The 6,961-nt window shown below is 60.1% G+C and carries 2 protein-coding genes and 2 pseudogenes; all 4 read right to left on the bottom strand.

All coding sequences use genetic code 11. From position 1 onward, the window contains the following. Nucleotides 1–790: pseudogene (locus CKY51_RS21725) on the bottom strand (IS3 family transposase); the annotation flags it as partial. Nucleotides 791–946: 156 nt separating this feature from the next. After that, nucleotides 947–1,240 carry a hypothetical protein gene (locus CKY51_RS21720; RefSeq protein WP_170292364.1) on the bottom strand — a complete coding sequence of 98 codons (294 nt, stop codon included), beginning with the start codon at nucleotides 1,238–1,240 and terminating at the stop codon, nucleotides 947–949. Continuing rightward, a complete protein-coding gene (locus tag CKY51_RS21715; protein ID WP_244952565.1) occupies nucleotides 1,237–6,504 on the bottom strand; it encodes an RHS repeat-associated core domain-containing protein in 5,268 nt (1,755 codons plus the stop codon). Before CKY51_RS21715 ends, CKY51_RS21720 begins: the two co-directional genes overlap by 4 nt. 29 nt (nucleotides 6,505–6,533) lie before the next feature. Next, nucleotides 6,534–6,961, bottom strand: a pseudogene (locus tag CKY51_RS21710) (beta strand repeat-containing protein); the annotation flags it as partial.

The following is a 6,961-nucleotide window of genomic DNA, read 5'->3' as shown; positions in this document are numbered from 1 at the left end:
TTGACGGGGGAGCTTACGATTGACCAGCCAACAATGCGCTGGTCGTACAGATCCAAGACGATGCACAGATACAGCTTGCCTTGCTGGGTCTTGATCTCGGTGATGTCGGTCACCCACTTGGTTTCCGGCTCCAGCGCGAGAAAATCACGTTCAAGCAGGTTGACCACGCCCTGCGGCGTCACGGCCGGACCTGCACGCTGCCCGCGACGCTTGCGCCGGGGCCAGCCCTGCAGGCCGTCGGCCGTCATCAGGCGCGCCACTCGGTTCAGGCTGGCGGTCTCGCCCTCCTCAGCCAGGTCTTCGCGCATGCGGCCAGCCCCCAACGTACCGCGGCTGTCTTCGTGTAGTTCGCGCATCCGTACGACCAGGCGCTCATTGTCGAGCTGCCGGGCGCTCGCAGGACGCTTACTCCACTCGTAGTAGCCGCTGGCTGATACCTTCAGGCACCGGCACATCAGCCGAATCGGAAACTCATCGCGGCAACGTTCGATCACCTGATACCTCAGGGTGATCCCTTTGCGAAGAACGTCGCCGCTTCTCGCAAAAAATCCCGTTCCTTCTTCACCCGCGCCAACTCGCGCTTGAGTCGAGCCAGCTCCTCGTCCCGAGGCGTGCCACTGCCGCCGAATGCGGCCGTCCCCGGGGTCTGCGCCTCGCGCTTCCAGCGGGTCAGCAGGGTGTCGCGAATCCCCAGCTCCCGGGCCACCTGGGCACAGCTGACGCCAGGCTGGCTGGCCTGCTCAACCGCGCCACGCTTGAACTCGGCAGTAAACTTCCTACGCTTTGACATGAACACTCCTCATGGCCTGGATCGGCCTTCTTGTAAGTGTCCGTGAAAACGGGGGTGAACCCCTCGGAGGCATCACGCCGATGCAGAAGCTTGCATTGGCTGCTTAGCTCCACTTTTGGCGACTGCTAAAAATGGTGGGATTACCGAGGCGACCAATTACTTTTCTTTCTTAGATTTTTTCAATGCGCATCGTTGAACGATGTCCATAATAACGGCAACACCAAACATAATGCACGACCAAATGGTTAAACGATCAAGCTGATCAGCTTGATCCTTGGTAATATAGGTGTAAAAACCATGGTTGTTAACCAATACATTATTGGCCAATGTCGCAACCTTTGCCCCGGAATTAGAATAAATTATAAATAAACTTAATTTATGGTAAAATAATAAAATTCCACCTAACCCGAAAAAAATTTTTACTAAAAAAATAATAATTTTCATAGTCACCACAGATGCCCAATTGTTCCTAAAGTTGTATCTGTCAGCCCGGAAAAACCAGATGCCCCCAATCCGCCTCCAACAGTGACTCCTCCACCATGAACTTCCTGACCCTGCGAACCCTCACCCCAAAAACCATCTATCGCCCCTCCTTCTCCGACCGCTCCACTCAAGCTCACATTGTTAAATGCTCCTGCAAGATCACAAACTGAGTCAGCATCTGAACCCTCCAAGTGAACACCTGCGTCCGCACCCGGCGTACCGATAGCTCCACCACCGCCCTTGTATAGATAAGGAACAAGGTTGCCGTGGCCGTCAATTGCTGCACCAACTCCTACAACTCCCGCAATGCCAACACCGAGAACCGTTAACGAATAAGCCCCTGAGAATCCAATTTGGAAAGTCCAAAGCCCAGAAGGATCAGAATAAAAAGTTGGATTACCCCGAACATAAGTATATGTATTTAATCCTCCAGCAAGTCCGAGGGGATCCTCACTGATAAATCGCCCCCACTCCGGCCTGTAATACCTCGCCCGGTAGTAATACACCCCATTCTGATCCCGCTCCCGCCCCGTGTATTGGTACGGATTGGTATACGCCGTGCTGCTCTGACTCGTTGCTCCATATGGATCGTACTCATACCGCTGCACGGCGCCGCCGTCTGCATCCGTGAGGACCCGCGTACTCCCCAACATATCCGTCAGGAAGTACGTCCGCCCCCCGGTGTCGTTGCGGGCGTAGCGTTGATCGATGCCCAGGCCGGTGAGGATGGGGTTGACCGTGCCGCCTTGCGTTTCTTGCACCACGTTCTGGCCATCGTAGAGATACCTGGTGGTCGTGCCGGCCTCGGTACGGGAGATGCGCCGGCCCAAGGCGTCGTAACTGAAACTGGCGATCGTCGTGCCATCCTGCTGAATCTGGCTCAGTCGGTCGCGGTCGTCCCAGACATAGGTGCGGCTGCCATCCGTGAGCAGGTTGCCGTTGGCGTCGTAGGTCAAGGCAACGTTACCCGCTTGGGTCTGCCGATTATTGTCGTCGAACGCATTGCCGCTGCTGGCCGGCGGCAGCGCTTGCGGTGCCTGGGTACCGGTCTGCGCGACCAGACGGCCGATGTCGTCGTAGCCGTAGCCCAGGCTGCCAAGCGCGGCCTGGCCTGGCTTGCCCCATGCCAAGCCGGTCATCTGGTTGGCGGTGTTGTAGGTGTAGACGGTCTGCACTTGATTGGGCAGGGTCTGTGTGATCAGGCGATCGGCATCGTCGTAGGCAAAGCTCACCGCTTCGCTCCCTTGACTGATGCCGGTCAGATGATTGGCATCGTCGTAGGCGTAGGAGACCGGGGCTTGCGTGTCCGCCTGCATCCCAGTGCGCCGACCGGCCGCGTCATAGCTATAGCCGACCACGCCTTGCGGGCCGTTGGCCTGGGTCACCTCGTCGAATGCATCATAGGTCCAGCTCAGCGTCCCGGACACGCTGTCGGCCAATGCCACCATCCGGTTGCCGGCATCGTAGCTGGCGGTCAACGTGCCGCCCATGCCCGGCAGCGTCGTAGTGATACGGCGGCCCAAGGCATCGTAACTGTAGCTGGTCACGCGATTACGCCGGTCGGTGTAGCTCACCGGGCGGTCCATGGTGTCGTAGGTCCAGCGTTCCACCTGGTTCAGGGCGTCGGTGCGCGACACGCGTCGATCGCGAACGTCATAGGTATAGGTCACGCCGTTGCCATGCGGTAGCAGGATCGCAGTGACATTCCCATTGGCATCGAAGGCGGTCTCCACCGTGTTGCCTAGCGGGTCGACCGATTTCACCAAGCGTCCCAGTGCGTCGTACTCCCGGCGCGACAGATTGCCTTGCCCATCTTCGGAAGCAATCATCCGGCCCAGCGCGTCGTAGCGAAAGCTCAGACTGCGGCCCAGTGCGTCGGTCACCTGCGTCAGATCCTCGCCGCTCCAGTGAAAGGTGGTCGTGTCGCCAAGCGGGTCGGTCAGGCTCAGGCGCTGACCCGCCGCGTTACAGGTCGCCGTACTCACTTTGCCCAAGGGATTGGTCACCGAGGTCAGGCAGCGCTGCGTGTAACTGAAGCTGGTGGTCCGGTTCAGCGGATCGACGATGGTGGCAAGATCGCCATCGGCCGTGTACGAGAACGTGGTCGTGCGCGCCTGTGCAGTCCCTGCCATCGCTTGGATCTGAATCCGTCGGCCAGCGCCGTCGTAGCGATATTCGGTCCGCCGCCCGAGCGCATCGATACGTGCGGTGATCTGCCCGGTGGCACTGCGCTCGTAGGTGGTCGTCTGGGCCAAGTCGGTGCCGTAAGCCAGCGTGTCGGTCTTGGGATAACTGCTGGCATCGAAGGTGACCCGTCGTGCGCTGCCATCCGGTTTGGTCACCAACACACCAATGGTGTTGGCGCTGTCCACATTCGCATAGTCGATCGTCGTGACGCCTCCGTCGGCCTGGGTCTGTTGCACCACGCGGCCGGTCCAGGTCGAGAAGTCCTTCTCGAATTCATTCCACAGCACGCGTTGGTTCTTGCCATCGAAAATCCCCTGCAGGCGAACTTGGGCGGGAACCTGCAATGTTTGCCCGCGCACCTTGTAGGTGAAGCTGCGGGTGCTTCCATCAGGACGGGTAACGCTGCTGAGATATCCGTCGGAGTTATAGGCATAGGACCACGTGCTGCCGAGTGGATCCTGGATCGTGTCGATCCGGTTGTTGCTGTCGTAAGTGATTGCCAGGTAACGACCATTGGCCGACACGATGCGCGACATCAAGCCAGCGTCGTAGACGTAGTCCACGCGATTGCCGAAGCGATCGATGGTCCATTCCAGCCGATTGGGCGAATATTGGTTGACGTACATGGTGCTGCCATCGCGCAAGGACAGCAGGTAACCATGCCCGGCTGGCGTGCCTTGCTCGATGGTCGCGCCTGCGTAGCCGGAGACCGAACCCGACTGAGCCCAGCGCCCGGCAAGCCCACTTCCCGAGACGCGGTCGAACGGTATCGGCACGCCACCGGGCAGCACCAACTGCAGCTGATTGTAGTCGCCAGTGGGGGAGTAAAGCGTGTAGTGGAAGCTGGCGGCGGTGCCGATACCGAATTCCCGATTCATGGTATCTCTTGGCCGGTAGAAACGAGCGACCGAGATCGGGACGAGCCCACGGACGATGACATCGGTCTCGTCGTAGGAAAACTCCCCCGTCCGCAGGTCGATGGGATCGCCTGCAGTCGCGCCCGCCCCTCCGGCTTCGCACCCGCAGCCGTCGGCAACCGGGGGCTTGTTCGTTTCAGGCGGTGGCGTCTTGGTATCGATGCTGTAACTCGCTCCCATGGCCTGATACAGACCGACACCGGCTTGCGGCGCGATGCGGGTGCCATCGGACGTGACCCGTCCCTTGCCGTAGACCCGCCAGCCTTCAGCCGGCTCATAGATCCAGAAATTTGCCTGGGTTCCGGTCGGTAACTTGTCGTAGTTCGGATACAGGACCTGGACACCCTGCCCGGCTTGCGGCGTCAAGCCCTGGATCAATGCACCGCCGGGTTCCAAGGTGAAGTACATCGGATAGTTGGCCGGCAACGGGAACGGAGCGCGATTGACCGGCGTCGGCACGATCGCCAGTTCATGCACCAGGTTTCCCTTGCGATCGCGGATCACGGTGCCGGCCGGGATATGAATCTGTAGTCCCGGAATGTCGGGGTGCGTCACGACCACATCATGTATCAACGGCGACGCGATCGTCGTCTTGTCCCGCGCACTGATCTGCGGCATGTACATGGTGTAAGGCAAGCGCGTGAGCTGGCCTGCCTTGATGTCAACGCCGACGACGAATTGTCCGTACTCACGTCCTGCAATATTGGCCGCGCTGCCATCGACATAGAGTTCCTGATGGCCTTGCGCGAGGCCGGTGAGCACGAATCGCCCGGCCGGATCCGTACGCGTCTTGCTCGCTCCGACACTGACTTCCACGCCTGCCAGTGGCCGACTGTTCACCAGTAGCACCTGTCCACTGACACTGGTGTGCCCAACGGCCATCGCGGCCGCCTCGATCGCATTGATCGGCAGGGGGCCGGGTTGTGCTCCACGGACGCGCCAGCGGGAATCGGTATTGTCCTGCCCCGGCCGCCAGATGCCTTCGGTCAGGGACGACGTTTTGTTGCACAAAAATGGATGGTCGGTACCGCACCCAAGCATGGCCTTCTTGCGAGCTGCAGCCGAGTCGGAGAGAGGACTTTCGGCCGCTGGCTTTTCCGGACCAGCGTCGACCTGGATCGACATCGTCTTGAACTCGACCACTGCCAATGGAACTGACTTACCGTCAAGATCGTGAAGTCCTTGTACCAGCAGGGTGTAATCCGTTCCAGGGAACATCAGCGCGGTAGGCCGTATAAAGACCAATCGCCCGCCCTCGGCCGTGGATACATGTGTCTCCACCGATCCACCAGGCCCCATCAACGCCACCGTGGCGTCCCCGACCTCGGCCACACGTAGCGGCCGCGAGAAACGCAGTGCGATGCGTGTCGATGGATCGACGTGTGTGTCCTTGGCTACCGGTAAGGTTGCGGCCAACACGGTCTCGCCAGGCGCCGCCCATCCAGCCAGTGCCGATTTGAACGTTTGCGTCGCGGGGTCGAACAACAGATCGCGACGTGCAGCGTCGGTGGATGCAGTCCCGCCAGATAGACGGACCTGGCCATCGGCTTGCAACGTCGCGAGGTGACCGCTCCGAGCCGGCATAGTCAGTGTCACGACATCTTGCGTCTCGGGATCCCAAAGCTGTGCTTGATCCGGGTGGCCGATCCCGCCGGCCACCAGCAAGCGACCATCGCTGAGGACCGTCGCTGTATGCTGCGCACGCGGCATCAAACCGGCCATGCTGGTTGCCTGCAGCTGGTCTTGGGCGGGATCGATCAGGTACCCGCCTTTTTGCAGGACACCCTGTGCATTCACCCCACCCCAGACCAGAACATTGCCATCGGACAGCCGTGTCAGACTGGCGCCAAGGCGCTGCTCGGGCAGCGTCCAAGTACGCAGCTGTCGTTGTTCCTGCGTCATCAACGATACGAGCTTGCCCGATGCTTCCAGGCGCAAGATTTGATTGACCTCAAGCGGTATGCGCTGAGACATTCCCGTCAGCGTCGCAACATGCGCGACCGTGCCGGCTGGGGGAGGCAGTGGCGATTGGGCCCAACCGGGCGTCCCCGAACTGGACAACGCCGCCAGCATTCCAAGGCCCGTACTCCACAACCAGCGCTTCAATGTGTTATTGCCAGCTTCCATTACGGCATCCTTGGAATCGCCTGATGCAATCAATTCGATGAGGCAAGCGTCAACTGCGCACTGGACGTCTCGCCGTACAACGGGTCAACGAACACCGTATAGGTGCCGGTCGTCGGCAAGTTCGACAGGGACAGCGTCGCCGCTGACGTAGTGCCGGTTGATGCCAACATCGTGCCGTCTGGCGCATACACCGTGTAATAGGCCTGGCGGCCTGCCGGGAACGTTGCCTGCCCGGCAACTTGCAATGCCAAGGTTTGGCCGGCCGTGCCGGCAAAGCTCAGCCGCCCATTCTGGCCACGCCGTCCCAAGGTCAAGGTCTGTGCGGCGTCTGCCGTCAGGGTTCCGGTGACGTCACTGGAGAGCGTGCTCTTGAAGCTCATCGTGTGATCACCGTCGTAAGGCGAAGTGACAATGACGCTGTAGGTCCCAGCCACGGTGTTGGGCAGGTTGACCTGAC

Origin of the sequence: Xanthomonas maliensis, from assembly GCF_009192945.1 — a bacterium.
In the GTDB taxonomy this organism is placed as follows: domain Bacteria; phylum Pseudomonadota; class Gammaproteobacteria; order Xanthomonadales; family Xanthomonadaceae; genus Xanthomonas; species Xanthomonas maliensis.
The sequence above is the reverse complement of the archived record's forward strand: the minus strand, read 5'-3'. Positions and strand labels throughout refer to the sequence as shown.